The 15,520-nt window shown below is 30.6% G+C and carries 17 protein-coding genes; 5 read left to right on the plus strand and 12 right to left on the minus strand.

The annotated features are described in order from the left end of the window. Positions 1 to 153 precede the first annotated feature (153 nt). Entirely contained in the window at positions 154 to 1,140 is a 987-nt protein-coding gene (locus tag ABXG98_RS10225) for a polysaccharide deacetylase family protein (protein ID WP_353538583.1), read from the minus strand. Between the two features lie 125 nt (positions 1,141 to 1,265). Between ABXG98_RS10225 and ABXG98_RS10230 the strand changes: the two genes are divergently transcribed. Together ABXG98_RS10230 and ABXG98_RS10235 are read left to right on the plus strand one after the other, a co-directional pair. After that, on the plus strand, positions 1,266 to 2,174 hold the full coding sequence (locus ABXG98_RS10230; protein ID WP_353538584.1) for a GNAT family N-acetyltransferase: 909 nt from the start codon (positions 1,266 to 1,268) through the stop codon (positions 2,172 to 2,174). Further along, positions 2,175 to 2,738: a GNAT family N-acetyltransferase gene (locus tag ABXG98_RS10235; RefSeq protein ID WP_353538585.1), complete on the plus strand. Its 564-nt coding sequence runs from the start codon at positions 2,175 to 2,177 to the stop codon at positions 2,736 to 2,738. A gap of 110 nt (positions 2,739 to 2,848) precedes the next feature. Here ABXG98_RS10235 and ABXG98_RS10240 read toward each other — a convergent pair whose 3' ends face one another. The 4 genes from ABXG98_RS10240 to ABXG98_RS10255 all read right to left on the minus strand — a co-directional run bounded on the left by ABXG98_RS10240 (position 2,849) and on the right by ABXG98_RS10255 (position 5,650). Beyond that, positions 2,849 to 4,177 carry a hypothetical protein gene (locus ABXG98_RS10240; RefSeq protein WP_353538586.1) on the minus strand — a complete coding sequence of 443 codons (1,329 nt, stop codon included), beginning with the start codon at positions 4,175 to 4,177 and terminating at the stop codon, positions 2,849 to 2,851. 306 nt (positions 4,178 to 4,483) lie between these two features. Continuing rightward, positions 4,484 to 4,750 (minus strand): hypothetical protein, encoded by a 267-nt coding sequence (locus ABXG98_RS10245; RefSeq protein ID WP_353538587.1) that lies wholly within the window; start codon positions 4,748 to 4,750, stop codon positions 4,484 to 4,486. Between the two features lie 50 nt (positions 4,751 to 4,800). Then, complete coding sequence (locus ABXG98_RS10250; protein WP_353538588.1) at positions 4,801 to 5,295, minus strand: winged helix-turn-helix transcriptional regulator; 495 nt, start codon at positions 5,293 to 5,295, stop codon at positions 4,801 to 4,803. 88 nt (positions 5,296 to 5,383) lie between these two features. Beyond that, the gene (locus ABXG98_RS10255) at positions 5,384 to 5,650 is read right to left on the minus strand and encodes a hypothetical protein (protein ID WP_353538589.1); all 267 of its coding nucleotides are present in this window, start codon (positions 5,648 to 5,650) and stop codon (positions 5,384 to 5,386) included. Positions 5,651 to 6,169: 519 nt separating this feature from the next. Here ABXG98_RS10255 and ABXG98_RS10260 point away from each other — a divergent pair. The 3 genes from ABXG98_RS10260 (at position 6,170) to ABXG98_RS10270 (ending at position 8,754) form a co-directional block, all read left to right on the plus strand. After that, positions 6,170 to 6,724, plus strand: a complete 555-nt coding sequence (locus ABXG98_RS10260; protein WP_353538590.1) for a hypothetical protein — start codon at positions 6,170 to 6,172, stop codon at positions 6,722 to 6,724. A gap of 545 nt (positions 6,725 to 7,269) precedes the next feature. Continuing rightward, positions 7,270 to 8,298, plus strand: coding sequence for a hypothetical protein (locus ABXG98_RS10265; RefSeq protein WP_353538591.1), 1,029 nt, complete (start codon positions 7,270 to 7,272; stop codon positions 8,296 to 8,298). Between the two features lie 171 nt (positions 8,299 to 8,469). Further along, positions 8,470 to 8,754: a pyocin activator PrtN family protein gene (locus tag ABXG98_RS10270; RefSeq protein WP_353538592.1), complete on the plus strand. Its 285-nt coding sequence runs from the start codon at positions 8,470 to 8,472 to the stop codon at positions 8,752 to 8,754. 434 nt (positions 8,755 to 9,188) lie between these two features. On the opposite strand, the gene ABXG98_RS10275 is transcribed toward ABXG98_RS10270, so the two are convergent. The 7 genes from ABXG98_RS10275 to ABXG98_RS10305 all read right to left on the minus strand — a co-directional run bounded on the left by ABXG98_RS10275 (position 9,189) and on the right by ABXG98_RS10305 (position 15,356). After that, positions 9,189 to 9,647 carry a type II toxin-antitoxin system YhaV family toxin gene (locus ABXG98_RS10275; protein ID WP_353538593.1) on the minus strand — a complete coding sequence of 153 codons (459 nt, stop codon included), beginning with the start codon at positions 9,645 to 9,647 and terminating at the stop codon, positions 9,189 to 9,191. Positions 9,648 to 9,650: 3 nt separating this feature from the next. Further along, the gene (locus ABXG98_RS10280) at positions 9,651 to 9,845 is read right to left on the minus strand and encodes a hypothetical protein (RefSeq protein ID WP_353538594.1); all 195 of its coding nucleotides are present in this window, start codon (positions 9,843 to 9,845) and stop codon (positions 9,651 to 9,653) included. A gap of 696 nt (positions 9,846 to 10,541) precedes the next feature. Further along, positions 10,542 to 10,832, minus strand: a complete 291-nt coding sequence (locus tag ABXG98_RS10285; RefSeq protein ID WP_353538595.1) for a hypothetical protein — start codon at positions 10,830 to 10,832, stop codon at positions 10,542 to 10,544. Positions 10,833 to 11,176: 344 nt separating this feature from the next. Further along, positions 11,177 to 11,758, minus strand: a complete 582-nt coding sequence (locus ABXG98_RS10290) for a hypothetical protein (protein WP_353538596.1) — start codon at positions 11,756 to 11,758, stop codon at positions 11,177 to 11,179. A gap of 2 nt (positions 11,759 to 11,760) precedes the next feature. Then, a complete protein-coding gene (locus ABXG98_RS10295; protein WP_353538597.1) occupies positions 11,761 to 12,684 on the minus strand; it encodes a hypothetical protein in 924 nt (307 codons plus the stop codon). A gap of 393 nt (positions 12,685 to 13,077) precedes the next feature. Further along, entirely contained in the window at positions 13,078 to 14,217 is a 1,140-nt protein-coding gene (locus tag ABXG98_RS10300) for a DUF4124 domain-containing protein (RefSeq protein WP_353538598.1), read from the minus strand. A gap of 77 nt (positions 14,218 to 14,294) precedes the next feature. Further along, entirely contained in the window at positions 14,295 to 15,356 is a 1,062-nt protein-coding gene (locus ABXG98_RS10305; RefSeq protein ID WP_353538599.1) for an OmpA family protein, read from the minus strand. Between the last annotated feature and the right edge of the window lie 164 nt (positions 15,357 to 15,520).

The following is a 15,520-nucleotide window of genomic DNA, read 5'->3' on the forward strand; positions in this document are numbered from 1 at the left end:
TAACTGATTTGAAATTTATCTTTTAATATTGTTTTGTACTTTATTATCATTGATTAAGATAGGCTGGTATAAAACAAAAAATAGTACTAAAGATAGATGGCTCTGTTATTAGTCCGATTGTATACCAGCGAGGTAACCACTTAATATCATTGTCTATTTTATTTCCGATCTAATATTCCTTCGTTTTAGTTGCTCATACAATCTTTTTAGCGTGCTCAGGTATTTTGCTTTCGCTGTGAACGGTTTATTATGCTTTGATAAATCAATGTGTTTCTCTTCAGCGTAAGAGCTTGTTTTAAATTTATCAGTATTTTCAGCGAGAAATTGACAAACATCTTCGAAACGTTTCAAACAGATAGGATCTAAAACATGTATATTTTTGTCTTTCACTCTCTTGATCCACTCAAACGAATGCATAACAAGGACACAACAATATTGTTCATTAGCCCAGTTCGATAGTAAAACATCCTTTATCTCTGAAAATGAACAAGCAGATAACTGTAAATGACGATAATGATTAGGGTAATCAAAAAACTGTGTAATTGGATATTCTGTTGTTTTTTCAGCTGTATATGGAGATGTTTTAGTGCTTTTTTCAATGTTACACGGAGAGCCTAAATAAGAATGGTTGTAACTAGTATCATATCTAATACCAATGTTATGAAGTGCCTTTAATGTATTATTATCTGCACCATAGTTACCAGCCCTAAAGCAGTCAATTTCTCCACCTCCACACATCTGAAGAAGCTTTAACCCATCCTTCAGAATAGCCTCTTGTTCCTTTAATTCAAACTCTCCAATATTGTTGTAGATTTCATTCACTTTGAAGTCTAATTCATTTATCCCTTGAAGCCATTCTGTATGCACATGAAGACCTAGCTCTTGATTAAAACTTCTAATTTGTGTAATGGCTTCTAGTAAAGGTTCTGTACCACTATGATAAGAAAAAAAAGGCTCTAAAAAAAAGGTAGCTTTGAGGTTGTACTCTCTGAATTTTTCAAGTTGAAACTTTAAACCATATTCACCAGTATTTGTTATACCCCATAAACCACTATTGATATTATCATTAATGTTTTCATAAAACTCCCAAACTTCTGTATCTATGGTAATAAATACCTTTAATTTATCTTTCATTTCCATATTATTGAGATCCAAATACGTTGATATTAAATTGATTGATAACTTCTAAAAATAATGATTTGACTATATTATTACAATAATCGACTAAATTGAACTAAAGTGAACTAAAGTGAACTAAAGTGATCATGAAGCATAATTTGAATTATCAATTAGGGGAAATAATCCTTTATAAAAAACAAATACCTATATCAACAAGAATAGAAACGGACTTTTTAAATGATACTGCTTTAACTGAATTTCCAAATTATGATAGCCCCCTTCCTCTTTTACTTCCTCGAATTGCGATTAATAACGAATTAGCAAAGAAGAAAATAACCATTAATAATAATAAAATATATTACATACGATCTTCTTTTATCAATCATTTTATTAAATTAACTGAATTTACATCTTTTGATGATTATTTGCAGAAGTTTTCATCTAAATCTAGAGCCACACTCAAAAGAAAGGTTAAGAAAGCATTAAAAAATGATTTCATTGTGAAAATTTATCAAAAGGAAATTGAAGTTGACGAGTTTCACACTCATGCATGTACTGTGGGCAGAAATACATATCAAAATAAACTATTTAACGCATCATTACCTGAAGATATCAGATATAAAAACAAAATTAAGGAACAAGCTAAAAATGATCTGTTTTTAGGATTAGTACTATTTAAAGAGAGTAAACCTTGTGCTTATTTGTACATTCCTATTATCAATGATAGTTATCAATATGAATACTTAGGATACATACAGGAATACTCAAAATTCTCTCCTGGTACCGTATTACAATATTTTGCATTAGAAAATATTTATAATGATAAGCCAAAAGCATCTTACTTTGACTTCACTGAAGGTGATGGAGCGCATAAATCTTTCTTTGCTAGCCATAACAAACTATGTTGTAACGCATTGATTTTACCTAACACTTTTTTAAGTAAATTTTGGGTATCCTTACAAGTGATTCTTGATGATTTTTCATCTTTTATTGGGAATACATTAGAACGATTCAATTTAAAAAATAAGCTAAAAAAAATAATCAGGAAAGTATAAATGTTCAAAAAATTTATTAAAAAGGTGGCAAAGTCAATTTCTTTAAAATATGACATTTATAAGATTTTCAAAATAAATAAAAATAACACCGATAATTACGTGATGATGAACAACGTTCAGTTTATAGAACTTAACCAGACTTCTGAAGATAAATTCGACTCAACCTTGTTAACAAAATATAATTCATACCTAGGCAATGGCTCTCATTGTTTTGTATGTTTAAAGGAAGATGACATTGTAGGTATTTGTTTTTATTGGGTTGGAACAAGGTATCTAGAAAGGAATTTCATTCCACTTTTATCAACTGAAGCTAAACTAATTCAAATTGAAGTACTTGAGTCTGCAAGGGGCCATGGAATAGCTCCAAAATTAATAGATTTCTCATCTCAAGAGATGTTTAAAAAAAATTATAAATCCCTCTATGCACGTATTTGGCATTCCAATAAAGCTTCAATTAGAAGTTTTAGAAAGTCAGGGTGGCTTTACCAAAAAACAGTTATCGCCTTATCAATAGGAGGAATCAATTTAAAGTTTCATATTCCCCGTATCTTTAATAATGCATAACCCTCTAAAAATTAATCTAACGGGCTAACGATAACTAATTCCCTGCTTTTTACGGTATCGATATAAACCTGAACAGCACATATATTATGCTCGACTAGATTATATCACTGTTATTTCAATCCATTTTTTACGTGATTTGCTACTTGCTCTATTTCTTTTTTTTGCTGATCTGTTTGTTGTAGGTTTATCGCTTCATCTCTTGCATTGTCAGCAATGAATTCATTAATATTCAATAATTTCTTATAGCCATCACCAAAATTTAATAATGCTCGCTGTAATGCTGTTGCTGCATATTCAGCAGCATAATCTATTGTACTTTTAACTAGGTTTTCAATTATTGAGAGTAAATTTAAATTTTCTTCCTTTAATTTTTTATTTTCTTTTTTTAAAGAAGTATTTTCTAAATAATTTTTATCTTTTTGTTTTGCCAAATAATTAGCCGTATTATATTCACGATCAGCAATTCGCTTTCCTGCATCATTTTTAATAACTTCACGCTCAATATCTTTATGTAAAATGCTTTCATATTCTTTTTTAACAAACATAATATTGTGGTTTATTGATTTTTCATTTGCGAAATAATAAAAGTCTTCTTGTAATAATTTACCGATTTCTTGAACTTGCCGATTCCGGCACTTCGAATAGTTGTCAGGAAAATCTAAAAGCCCACATTTATTTTTTATGTATTCATATTGTTTTTGTACGAAATCACATTTTTTTGTTTGCTTGTTCATTCCATCAATTATTACGTGAACATGATCCCTAGTGGCTTCATCTTTATGAATCGATGACAAAATCACTTCATAATTTGAAAAATTTTCTTTGTAATAACTTAATAAGATCTCTTCCTGAATTTCAGCATCGAGTTTTATTGCGTTATGCTCAGGAATTTTAAATAACAGTGAAATTATTCTGGTGTTCAATTGAGATGATGAATCAATATTTAAACCAATTTTTTGATTATGCAGATCTGCAAATGTTTCTAATGCTCGTTTTTTATCATTAAATCTTGTTACTTGCTCACTTATGCTAGAAAATTTATTTATCAATGATTTTGAGTTAACTTTTCTGTCTGAAAATTCATCAGCAATTTTTAACAATTTCTTAAACAACTTTACTTCTGCTGAAGTCGTTTTTGTTGCTTTAATCCATTTTTTAAATTTACTTTTAACTTTGCTGAATTTAATATTTTCAAAATTAGCGTTATCGTTCATAAATAACGACTCAACATACAATAGTGCTTTTTCTCTATCTGATTTTGAACTGATTATTTTATCTTTAAATTTATAAATATTTAGATGTGATTTTGAAGTGATTCTGTTTTGTTTTAGCTGTTCATCACTCTGTAAAAGAATGTCATGTTTAACTAAAGCTAAAGCTTGGTTAACATTAAATTTAGCAACTCTTATCTGTTTGTATAGTAATGTACTTTTCTCCATGTATTCTGACCTCGTAGAGCCATTTGTTTAAACTTAAACATCTTTACACGTAGTGAAAGTGGTTAGTAACAAAATGGTTTGTTTGTTAACTACTCTTCACTTTCACATAATTATTTAATTTTAAAATAGCGTTCTACGAGACGGCTTTTAAAAGATATTATTTATTGAGTTATTTAATATTCTTTACATTTTTATGAATCAAAAAACGAATAATTTAAATACAAAGAAAACGTCAAAAAACATGTGATTACTAATTGATATATGTATTTGCTTATTTATAAAATAAGAAGTATCAAAAATGATACTTTAATTATCTTCATTCGTAATATAATCGTTTTCACCATCATCTCGATAATCTTGTTGATCATAGTGATGAGCATAATTACATTTAAAACATGAATATGTTATGAGTCTATATGAGTAATCAGAAGGAAAATTTTTAGGTTTATATTCTGAATAACATTCAACTTTTAAATCTGTTTTTTCATCGCATTCAGGACAATAATTTTTCTCACCAATTTCTGTTTCTGTTTCTGTTTCTGTTTCTACTATTTTTACTTGTCTTTCTATCATTTAAGTACCTTTATTATTGTTTTTAGTTTTAATAGTTATAATTTTTGATATTATTTAAATTCATCTTCATCATGTAAATCTTTGAAAATTGTAAATCTATACTGTTTTGAAGAGATTTTTTCTAATATACCAGTATCAGTTAATTTCTTTATAGAACGTGAAGTATTTGGCTTTTGAATACCTAAATCCTTTGATAATTCAGCTTGATTAATATCAAAAATGATATTCTCACCACCTTTTTTTAGAATCCATAAATTACTATAAATTGCTATATCGTTTTTAGATAAACCACTTTCTAATAATTGACATAATAAAACAGTAATTCCTGTTTTTTGATTTGAATAATTAACTTTTTTAAACTGTTCATTTTCAAATGATAATTGTTCATCGTTGCAACAATTAGAGCATTTAAATTTATTTTTACCATACACACCATTTAAAATTTCTTTCATCTCTAAATGACCATCTAGAGCTGAATTTTCATCTTCTTTTTTACCGCATGAAATACATTCATACACTTCAATGCTTTCAAATATTTTTGTCATTCTTTTAACCTTTCTTATTATTTTTAGTAGTTATTTTTTATATTTTAGTTTTTCTAAATCATATTAATTAGCTAGTTTCGGTGCAGCATTATTTCCCCCACTTGAAATAATGCTGCACATACATAAATTTTGTGTGCTTTCTTTCTGCAATTACATTTTTGTTTTTTAACGATTTAAGCGTTCTAGAAAGGTTAGTTGTATCCATGATTAACGCTGAAGCTATAACAACTGATTTATCTGTAATATCTTTCTCGTAATGCTCTAATAAGTGCAAAAGAACTTTTAATTCGGCTCTTGTTAAATTTGCTTCATACATAGCTTTCAATGTACTTAAATGTGTATTTGTATCTTTCACTGTCAATCCTTACTTATCGATTTCTTAATTCAACAATAACGATTAAATTTGATAATACAAGCGTATTTGACAAATTAGTTAACTTAGGGTAATCCATTGTTATTTAAGTGTTTATATCATTATAAATATACTTTATATTTTTATATTGTTATCAAATTTGACAAGTAAGATATGATTATATAATTACTTTGTATTTTAATATTATTCTGAATTTGACTATTTTAGGGATTGATGGCACTTGCACATTTTGACCTGTACAAAGTCACCGTAATTTTTCAATATTGGCAAGATCGTCTTGAGGGAATTTAAATGCAATCTGCTTGTGGGATTAGACAATAAATAATAATTTATATAAAAATACCGTTTACTACATGCATAAAATTAGATTTTGTGTGGTGGGGTACGTTATTTTAAAAAATATGAAAATTTTATTTTCTTTGTTAATTTTTTTACTTTTTAAATAAAAATTGAAAATTTATTTAAAAGTGATATTTATTAAATATAACAACAGAGAAAATCATGAGTAAAAGTACACATTCAGAATTAACAGTAGAAAAATTAAAAGCAAAAAGTAGAGAGAAATACGGAATTGAAAAGTATTTCACAGATGATGCAACAATTTATCAAATAGAAGCATTAATCAATCAATACCCTATATTAAAGTTCCTTAATTACGAGGATATGTCATTAAGCTTACTTCTTTCTAAATTAGCAGAAATACTCAAACATTTTGAATTAACAGAATTTCAAGAAGAAAATGAAAGTCTAAGCATATGCTTCGATGTTAATTCAGATACAAAATTAATATCAGCAAAAGGTTTATTATTAACTATTTTGTTTTTATTAGTTTCCGAAAACAAAGCAGATAATGTAAAGCTCTACTTTTATTCTAAAAGCGATAATATTATTGATTTTCCTGTTGGAATGAAAAGTTGTGATTATATTGAAACAGAAACTTATAAATTTACTTCAAGAATTTCATTTTCAATAAGTGAGTATTTACAAAATAACTACGAAGAAAATACTATTGATGCATCATTAAAAAATATTAAAGCAAAATTTAAAAACAAATAATTTATAAAACTTTCATTTAACAGTTTTAGTTATTCTCATCATTCAGATTATTCAATCAGATATTGATCATAAAAATATTACACAGTAATTAATACTTTTTTCATTTCCTAAAGTCACTTTTCTTTAACAACAGAAACATATCGTCTCGAAAACATGCAGGTATTAATAGTAGGTTTAATATTAAGCTATAAGTGGGTTTAAAGAGAGTTAGAGTTCTTAAAAATTAAGCTATGACAGCTAGTATAGACAAATTGAATTTTCGATCACCGTAATTGTGTGACTAAAAGCCTAAATATGTTTTCGTTCACCTTGAATTAGTTGTCCAAAATGTAAAATGGTGTTTGAAATAGAAAAAATGTGACCTAAAAAGCAAAAGAAAAAAGTGACTGAAAACGCAGAAATGTGACTAAAATCGTAAGTTATAATTTGAAAACATCATCAAAATATTTTTAATATACACAGCCAAAAAGATCAAAACTATTAAGTAGTTATTGACAAGACAATCCATACATGCTAGAAATACCCCAAATTAATATGAGGTGAAAATGGATAGTATCTACAATAACAATAAAAGTCAACAAAAAAACATTGAAAGTAAAAATAGAATAAAAACGAATAGTTATAACGAATCAATCCATCTGTCACTAATCTTAGCTTCGGATATGTTTATACCGAGAACCAAAGGTTATGGCACGAATGTAATCGTGAATGGTTTTCATAAGAGAACCGATTTTGAAAGAATTTCATACATTACTCCGCCTCTAGATACTGCTAGAGATTTTCCATTATTTTCTATAGTTGTTAGTAAGTTCCAAAGAGAAAAAACATCTTCATTTATATTGACAGAATTTGAAATATACAAAGCACTAGATATAAAAAGAGAAAAAATAATATCTAAGGATTTTGACGAAAATAATTTTAAGAAACTTAAAAATTCAGAAGTAACAATTATGGAAACAAATAAAAATGGCGAAGTAATAAAGTCATACAGTACAAGCTTAATTATAGATTTTGATTGGGATAGTGATGCTGAATGTTTCATGTTCCAAATGGATAATATTTTTTTAGAATTTTTCATAGAAGAATTTCAATATGAGCGCATTTATGCTGATAAATTTAAATCATTAAAAAATGGCCATGCAAAAGCTCTATATTTATATTTAGAAACAATGAAATTCAAAAACCAACGTTGGGTAAGTTTTAATGAAGATACCCAATTTAAAGAAAGGTTCTGTAAAAATATAAACCGTAATGCCGACAAAAATTCTAGCTTAAAGAAAGCACTAGAAAGACTTAAAGCTAAAGGAATGATTTATGAGTACTTGCGATATAAATCACAAAACGAAAATAACCCTCTCTGTAAAATCTATCGAGATAAAGAATCTTTTGATTTCGATACCCTTGACCGTAATAAAGAAAAGATTCAAGAAAACTTTGATCGTTTAGAAAAAAATAAAAAGCTTATAGATGATCATAATGAATCTATAGGTAAGATTGTTCCTATTCCTCCTGAAGTTGCAAAACCAACGTATTTTGAGCAAATATTTGATTGGGAGAATGAGCATCCTTTTTAAAAATAATATTGGTTTTGAAAAACATTAAATACTGATATTATTCAATTGATTGTCATGTAGGAAATGGACTTTCTGCACGCATGGAGAAGCATATTGGTGAAATAATATATGCAGAAGCAAGCAATGGAATTGTGGGTACTAAGACCGTATTAATAGAATAGGAACGGTTTTATGACTAATCAGAAAAAAGGCACCTCAACGACTATGTATCTTTTGATGGCTGAATTTGGCTCTAGAATGATGATACCTCTCGAAGAACTTGCTCAATCAGTTCTTGGAATGAGTATTAATACAGCTAAACGTAGAGCTAAGAGCTGCGAATTGCCCTTTCCTACCGTTAAGTTGAATGAAAGTCAGAAAGCTCCTTATCTGGTCAATATTCAAGACCTAGCTACTTATATCGAAGATCGGTGTACGTTAGCTAGAATTGAATGGACGAAGATTCATGATTTTTAAGATGTGTAACATTAAGGGGACAAGAAATTGTCCCCTTATTTTTTATTATAAAGCCTGCAATGATCCCCTACCATTAAAATTCATATCATCATGGCCTTCACGATAAAAATAGTTCCCCCCTCTAATACTAATAACATAGAGGCTAGAAAAGCTTTTCTTGATAGATACGAAGTAAAGTGTCCCACTGAAAGGACTCTATAGTTAAACAGGCAAAAGATAGCAGTAAGATATTGAAAAACAAGAAATTAATTATTTAATTATAGATTTAAGGGTCTATACATGCTAACTCGTTAGCATGTATAGAGGGTAGCATTAAAGTAGATTTCTTTCTAGTGACTTATAAATATTTAAAATTTTATAATCATAACGCTTCTGTAACGTCATAATAAGGAGGAGCTAGACAAGAAAAAATGCTGAGACTATATTTCTATATACTATTGTATGTTTTGAACTTCTGCTTCAGAAGAAGCATTAATTAAATCCTGCATATTACTAGGTACAACTCCTTGTGAAAGCATTTTTTTAAATACCTCATAAACATCTGTTTTACTATTGGCTTTTCTTAATGTTTTTTCATCATTAAACCATGCCAATACTATAGATTTATTAGAAGTTGAATACTTAAAAAACAACCTATAACGATTAGGCATACCTTTTTTAGCTCTACGCCAATCTCGATTTTCTTTACCAAGAGTATTACCAAGAACAAATTCAGCTGATTTAGGGTCAATGAAGATTCTATTTTCAATACAATCAGTTACACATTCAAAAAATTTATAAATTTTTGAATCATAGAAATGATCTGGATTATTTTCTATTTCGCGTTCTACTAATGTTAATAGTGCTAGATATTTTTCTTCAAAAATAGGGTGCCAAAGCTTTTCCCAATGCATTAATTACATCTCAATTAATTCATTGTTTTGTCTTGCAACAAGTGCCTTGTGTTTTATAGCAGCAATACGATCAAAAACAGAACTTGGAATAGCTTTTACATTTCCAGAGTCAATATCATCCGCAAGTAAAGTTAAAAACTGCTTTTCAGCTTGTTTTTCTTTTCTTACATCACTTAAATTGATAACTTTGTTTTTCATAATATCCTCGCCATGGGGCGTAAAAATAACTAATTCATATTCTGTTTTATTTTCAATCTAAAATTGAAAGCATCTATTTGTAAATCACTCATAAACGCGAAATAAACATAATACTCAATAAGTGTAGCATAGCGATTAAATAAACATCAAGAAATTAAGCTAATTTTAAATTCTAATGGGTATGCTCTATTCCAATAACATTATCATCCGAGCTATGAAAAATAAACATATTCTACCTTTACCCCCCACACAATATTTTCATACCCTTTTATACCCAATAAAAACACTAAAAAACATAAACACCTGAATTAAAATCACTTTTATTACCAGTAAGTCCAATCAAGCATTGGAGCAACAGAGAGTTTGTGAGAAATCATAAGGTTATAATAAAAAATTAGAGGTATAGATGATTCAGTGACAACAAGTTGCCACTGATGTATTCGCTAAATTATAATTGATTTACCGGTGTTAAACAAAGCAAATTAGTCGCTAATGAGTTATCTGCTCGCGAACTTCAGTGGAGTACAAATCACTCAATTGATCTAACTCGAACGCAGTATTCCACTCATTGAGCAACGTCTTAAATTCCTTTCTTTCTCTATAAGATATTGTATAGTTGAGAGATTTTTCAGAAAGAAAATTTAAACGTTCAAAGCTCTTTTTATTCATTTTCACCATCCCTGATTGGTTAATATTTTAAATGTAGTCAGGAATATTGATAAAAGCAAATAACCAGCAGATCAGGCTTAACGTCCTCCAAACAGTGATTATTTTTCTGTCGCGTTTGAATAACCCATAATAAACAAATGTGGCATATACTAATTGTCTAGAATACTTATTATTTTTTATAAATCCGATGCAATCCTTGAATTGCGGTAAACGGAAAAGCTGATGATTAGCTCCAGGAATAATGACAATTTTAGCTTTTAGATTTGCTTGCTTCCAACCGGTCATTTTTTCATAAAAAGCTTGTGCATCTTTAACCATTTCAAGTTGTGACTTTAAAGATGAGAAACGTGACGGGAGGTTGATTCAATATAGGAGCTAAACCATCATCGTATTATCATTTATCAACAGAGGTTATCAATTGAAATAAGGGATAAATTTAAAGGACTCATCCCATATTTCGTCATAAATAGTTAAGGATATAAACAAACAACTATTTTACTTATAATAAAATATAAATCGCAGCCATTGAGCAAAAACTTAGTGATTTTTTGATATAAATATCAACATTAACTGCAATAACATTTACCGTAAAATGTATGAGTATTAATAGAGTTATTACTGTGGAAGTAACATGCAATATTTTCGAAAATTAATATAGCAAATTAGAGTAAATCAAAACGCTCATGATAATCTGATAATAATTGCTGCTGTTTCGTTGTTACCATCTCGACAGTCGGAGTAATCCCTTGCTGGTATTGCACTTCAAACCAGTCCAATAAATCAATTCTAACTTGGTATCCTTCTTCAATACACAGCCCTTGATTATTAACCATAACTTTAGGAGCGCCCAAACTAGCCCCTGCATACCAACCACATTCCTTGTACCCATTATCGTGTAACCAGGCTGTTAACTGCCAGCTATAAATCATCCATCCAATTAAAAACAAAGGGAAACAACCTATTATGATAAACAGCCCCGCTTTTTGATTCTTCGCTGAAGCTTGATTTTTTAGCCTACTGACAACACCACAAATCAACACTACAAAAGCTGGCATCATCACTATGAGTGGAACTACCACTGTTCGAATTTTTAACAAAACACTTTGCTCGTAAACGCGTTTGAGCATAGCTATTTCAGCAAAAAGTGTATAAAAGTAACCAACGATGATGAGCACCAGTAGTACGATAAAAAAAACTGCTTTATAAGGATTTATTAAACTTTTTTTTTCTAATTGTTTATCCATAATTAGTAACGATTTCCATAATATGGAATACCAAATAAACGATGCATGAATCCAATTGGATCTGCATCGTAAATTCTTTCTAAGCGATTAATCTTGTATTCAATTTCTAGCAAACCTTCTTTTAGTCTTTGTTCTGCTTCTCTTAAACCATCAGAAATTCTCTTTGATAGCGCATCAGAATCAATAAAAGCAGCTGCTAGCACAGTTAATGCAGCACCCACTACTACTACAGCTAACAAAGGTCCAACAGCAACCATAGCTGCGGCTCCACCAACATAAGTAGAAACGGCTCCCCAAGCAATGCCTGATGCAACCGCCGCAATTCCAACATCCACGGTAAGTCCGCCAACAAAGTCATGCCAAGTCGATTTATCATTTAACATTTGTTCGAAAGAATGGAACGTAGCAGAAATAATTACTGTTGTGATAAAGCCTCCTTTAATTGCTTTAGCAGCTCCTAGCTTACCAATGCCAAATGACACAACTTTGGGATTATTAGCTAAATATTTTGTGCCCGTTAAGTGAGATCTTAAACCTGAATAGCCTTTAAAAATAACATTAGGCTTTCCGTTATATGTTTTAATCTGATATTTTTCAAAAACATTACCACCTCTTTGCATCTCCAATGCAAGAGCACCTAAAGCCAATGCATCTAAACCTAAAGGAATCATGCCTGTCGTTGTTTTAATAGATGTTTTATATTGTTCCCATTCCTTTGAAACTACAGTTTTTTTTGCGAAAACATCATCCACCCATTCAACAACTTGTTCTCGGTTCTTTCCCTTAAGTAGCTGAATATGAAACATAAAGTCTATGAACTCATCAGAATTCATTTGAACCAAAGTATGCTGATTATTTTTTAGTACTGCTTGAATTTGTTGTTGGCGTTGCTGCTGAGCAGCCTCACGATGAGCATATGTTGACATTAGCCATTCCTTTGTAAAGTAGTTTATTCCCACGAAAGATAACACTAATAAAATCAAATGATTTTTGCAACAGAAAACATTGAGTAATAAATAAACGTGGAGCTCTGTTTTTGATTTTTAATGTATCGTAAAAATTATTATCCTCTTAGTGCATCTAGATAAATCTAATAACTTACCTCAGATAGGCTGAAACCCTAACCATAGCATTCTGCTCTACGTCATTAATATTAAGGATTGGCTTATTTTCTTTAAGGTAATTAAGTTCATATAATTAACAACAATGATTTGGTTTGAATTGAAAGCACATTCCGGCATTTGCAATAACAACTGAAATGCCGGTTAACAATTAGGGAATTGAAAAAGTTAAACACAATAAATCATCGGTCAGTTATCTTATATTTGCTGCGGCTTTATCTTTCTGTCCAACCAACGAGTAAACTGAATTTGTAATTTACTCAGTGACATGCCAAAAATCTGTTCAATGTCGTTTGCAGAGGTTTTATCACATAAATTTTGTTGCTCATATTGAATTAGTTTCGCTAGCATAGCTTTTCGCTGCTGCTGTTCAAGCATGAAATAAATAAATGCCCAGCTGTTCGCATATAATCGGATCGTTAACGGACCATTCCAATCGTCAGCCGTTGCAGAAAACAATGTGTTTAACGATATTTTTTGCACCTTAAAGAGACGCTCTTCCGTCCAGTCTTTGCTTGAAAATAGTCGTCCTACTTTGGCCTTCACTTCAATTGATTCGCTTACCTCAGCCAATCCTTCATTTAACCATCGAGGAGTATAGCCGATCACAGCACGGTTAATAGCATGTGTTGCTTCATGCGTAGCAACCCTTAATGTATCGTCATTGCTTGTATAAAGAAGGTGAGCTTTATTATCATTGTGATTATAAAAACCTCGGGTATTATCACTTAACGAGATGTTATGGTTAGCTTTAATTCGATTAAAGTCAGTTTTTGACTCGTACACTTTCAAATCAATGTTAACTTTTTTTAATGAGGATAATGGCAGAAGATCACCATACAAAGTAAATAATTTATATAATTTAACCTTAAGTTTTTGGTTAAAATCATAAGCGAGCTTTTGTGTATTCAATGTTAACGAGAAATAATCAAACACTTTTTCTCCAGCAAAGCTTAACGAACTAAAGTTACCTATTTGCGGAGGGTTATCACTAAAATGAGAGATCCCTTGTTTATCAACCCAAGTGTACACCTGCGTTGCTTTCTTGCGGTTTACCTTACCAAGGGAAGTGTCTTTGCAGCGAGGTTGATCAGTATATTCAAAATGTTGGTTTAAAGTAGTGGCTGTGGAATTTTCAAAAGTGTTGGTTATTTGAACGGGGAGCTTGGTTACGTTGTTAGTCTCTAAATCACCTTCCAATATAGACTTTAACCACTGTTTGGCTGAAATATATTGAGCGGTTACATCAAGTCGATTATCGCTGAGATAATCAGCCAGAAAAAAACTACAAACAAAAGTAAAAGTAGTGAATAGCACTATCGCAATTTTACTTTTCAATGGCATTCCTTGCTTCTAATTTATACACGTTAGGACGAGACGGTTAGTCTCGCCCTTCTACGGAGACCTCTAAATATTTAGTCTTTGCTTACAACCGCTTTTACAGTTGTTTCAATAGTAGCAACAACTCGACGGTTTAATTTATGATCTGCTGCTGTAGTGCCAGTAGTGAGCAAGCGTGACTCGCCAAAACCAATAGTGGTTAAACGACTTGGTTCAACATTAAACTGTTTAACTAAAATTGTTTTTACCGCATCGGCTCGTTTTTGTGATAGCGACAAGTTATATTGTTCACTACCTACTGACGAACTATGCCCTTCAATAACAACATTAATACTTTTATATTCATTCATAAAGTCCGCTAGACGCGCAACATCATTAACCAAAGCGTTGGTAACGTTTGAACTATCATTGTCAAACAACACGTTTAAATTCACAGAAATCTGCTTTTCTGTGTATAAAGTGCAGCCTTGCGCATCAACTTTGATATTTGCTGGCGTGTTATTACAGTTATCTTGGGTATCCAGCACACCATCATTATCCATATCGCCATTAGCTAACATTGCTGTTTGTAAAGCTGGCCCAGTGCTCACTGGCTGTTTGGCTCTTTTCTTAGCTGACGTTTTCTTTACGTCACCAAAGGCATATTTTACACCTAATTTAATACCTTGGTCTGTAAAACCATTATTAATATCACGATACACCGCAGCTTCACTATAAACAGTGTAGCGATCATTTATTTGATAGTTATAACCTGCCCCGACATTTAACGCATTGTAATCTTGTGCATTATCAAAACGCTTAACACCGGTAAAAACGTAAAAATTACTATCTTCAAGCTTATATACGGCATCTAGGCCAAAGCGTGTGCCAAAATCAATATCATGGGCACGAGGAATATCGTAATAGGTAGTGGCTAATTCAAAACGAACATTCCACTTTTCGTTGATAATTTTATGCAAATCAAGACCGTAGCCCTTACCTGCATCGATATTTTCCCATTCACTAAGGCCTTCTTTGTTAGTACTTGTTTTTATATAGTCTACAAAAATACCCGCTTCCCATGTTTCGTCAAAAGTTTCTGCTGCTAATGGGGAGCTGATCAAGGCGGCTAACAGTGTAATTTTAAATGTGTTCATGAATAAATCCTTATTAAGTTTTCTGCAATTATATTTGATTTTTATCACTAAAACGAACAATAAAACAACAAACCACCAAGTTTTTATAAAAAAAACACTTTTCAACTGTTTCATGAGGTAGGAAAATACGAATCAATACAAATTTACATAGCAAACCGCCTGTT

The organism is Colwellia sp. KU-HH00111, from assembly GCF_040362745.1.
GTDB lineage: Bacteria > Pseudomonadota > Gammaproteobacteria > Enterobacterales > Alteromonadaceae > Colwellia.

Bases quoted from the DNA above. Each gene is read 5' to 3' on its own strand.
- ABXG98_RS10235 (WP_353538585.1), top strand. From the start codon at position 2,175: ATGTTCAAAAAATTTATTAAAAAGGTGGCAAAGTCAATTTCTTTAAAA.
- ABXG98_RS10280 (WP_353538594.1), bottom strand. From the start codon at position 9,845: ATGAAAAACAAAGTTATCAATTTAAGTGATGTAAGAAAAGAAAAACAA.
- ABXG98_RS10275 (WP_353538593.1), bottom strand. From the start codon at position 9,647: ATGCATTGGGAAAAGCTTTGGCACCCTATTTTTGAAGAAAAATATCTA.
- ABXG98_RS10250 (WP_353538588.1), bottom strand. From the start codon at position 5,295: ATGACAAAAATATTTGAAAGCATTGAAGTGTATGAATGTATTTCATGC.
- ABXG98_RS10295 (WP_353538597.1), bottom strand. From the start codon at position 12,684: ATGTCAACATATGCTCATCGTGAGGCTGCTCAGCAGCAACGCCAACAA.
- ABXG98_RS10240 (WP_353538586.1), bottom strand. From the start codon at position 4,177: ATGGAGAAAAGTACATTACTATACAAACAGATAAGAGTTGCTAAATTT.
- ABXG98_RS10230 (WP_353538584.1), top strand. From the start codon at position 1,266: ATGAAGCATAATTTGAATTATCAATTAGGGGAAATAATCCTTTATAAA.
- ABXG98_RS10265 (WP_353538591.1), top strand. From the start codon at position 7,270: ATGGATAGTATCTACAATAACAATAAAAGTCAACAAAAAAACATTGAA.
- ABXG98_RS10245 (WP_353538587.1), bottom strand. From the start codon at position 4,750: ATGATAGAAAGACAAGTAAAAATAGTAGAAACAGAAACAGAAACAGAA.
- ABXG98_RS10270 (WP_353538592.1), top strand. From the start codon at position 8,470: ATGACTAATCAGAAAAAAGGCACCTCAACGACTATGTATCTTTTGATG.
- ABXG98_RS10285 (WP_353538595.1), bottom strand. From the start codon at position 10,832: ATGGTTAAAGATGCACAAGCTTTTTATGAAAAAATGACCGGTTGGAAG.
- ABXG98_RS10225 (WP_353538583.1), bottom strand. From the start codon at position 1,140: ATGGAAATGAAAGATAAATTAAAGGTATTTATTACCATAGATACAGAA.
- ABXG98_RS10260 (WP_353538590.1), top strand. From the start codon at position 6,170: ATGAGTAAAAGTACACATTCAGAATTAACAGTAGAAAAATTAAAAGCA.
- ABXG98_RS10290 (WP_353538596.1), bottom strand. From the start codon at position 11,758: ATGGATAAACAATTAGAAAAAAAAAGTTTAATAAATCCTTATAAAGCA.
- ABXG98_RS10305 (WP_353538599.1), bottom strand. From the start codon at position 15,356: ATGAACACATTTAAAATTACACTGTTAGCCGCCTTGATCAGCTCCCCA.